The organism is Rhodovulum imhoffii (assembly GCF_003046545.1).
GTDB classification, from domain to species: domain Bacteria; phylum Pseudomonadota; class Alphaproteobacteria; order Rhodobacterales; family Rhodobacteraceae; genus Rhodovulum; species Rhodovulum imhoffii.
The window spans coordinates 1-1,012 of record NZ_QAAA01000057.1 but is presented as its reverse complement, the minus strand read 5'-3'; the positions used below and the strand labels follow the sequence as shown (position 1 = coordinate 1,012).

The 1,012-nt window shown below is 58.2% G+C and carries 1 protein-coding gene; it reads left to right on the top strand.

The annotated features are described in order from the left end of the window. Nucleotides 1–967, top strand: a 967-nt coding sequence (locus tag C8N32_RS14795) for a Hint domain-containing protein (protein WP_244905934.1), incomplete at its 5' end; no start/stop codon positions are given. Nucleotides 968–1,012: the final 45 nt, after the last annotated feature.

The following is a 1,012-nucleotide window of genomic DNA, read 5'->3' as shown; positions in this document are numbered from 1 at the left end:
CAACGAAGGTTCAACCTACCTCTACGAGATCGACGCGACCACAGGCCAACTGATATTGTCGGATACAATTGTCGGGTATGATAGCTATTTCATGTCGTCGAGCGTCGTGAAGGGCGTCGATGTGATTGCGCTCAACGCAGCGGATGGCAGCGGAACCGGCCTGTTTAGCATCGATTCGGACGGTAAATTCGTTCTTCATGACACGACGACGACAATCACCGAAGGATCGACATCGCCGTTTGCCGTGACCACTCCGGATGGTTCAAGATTTCTGGTGGATGCCGATGGAACCCCGGAAACGGTAGAGGTTCTTTGTTTCGCGCAAGGCACTTTGATCACGACGGCGTCGGGGGAGGTCGCGGTCGAGGATCTGTCTCAGGGCGACCTGGTTTTAACCGTCGACAACGGTTATCAGCCGGTCCGCTGGGTCGGGTCCCAGCACTTGTCCGGGCACGATCTTGAAACGCATCCCAAGCTGCGGCCGATCCGTATCCGTGCAGGTGCACTGGGCGATCATACCCCGGTGGTGGATTTGCTGGTCTCGCCACAGCACCGAATACTGGTGTCGTCCCCGATTGCCTTGCGGATGTTCGGCGAAGCCGAGGTTCTCGTCGCGGCCAAGAACCTGGTGTTTCTGGAGGGGATCGATTTCGCACATGACCAGACGGAAGTGACCTATGTGCATTTCCTGTTCGATCGCCACGAGGTGGTGTTCTCGAACGGGGCCCGGACCGAGAGCCTTTATACCGGCCCGCAGGCTCTGAAGTCTGTCAGTCCGCAGGCCAGTCAAGAGATACTGTCCCTGTTTCCGGAACTCGCCGGTGTGGATTATGAGGCCCTGTCTTGCCGCAGGCTGATCAATGGACGTATGGGCAGAAAGCTGGCTGAGAGACACAGGAACAACAACTCGCCGGTTGTACAGGCGGTCCGCCTCGACCGGTCGGTTGCCTCCGCCAGTGTGATGTAACCTGCCGGAAAGTCCACGGCCCCGGAAAACCGCGCAGGTGTTCGG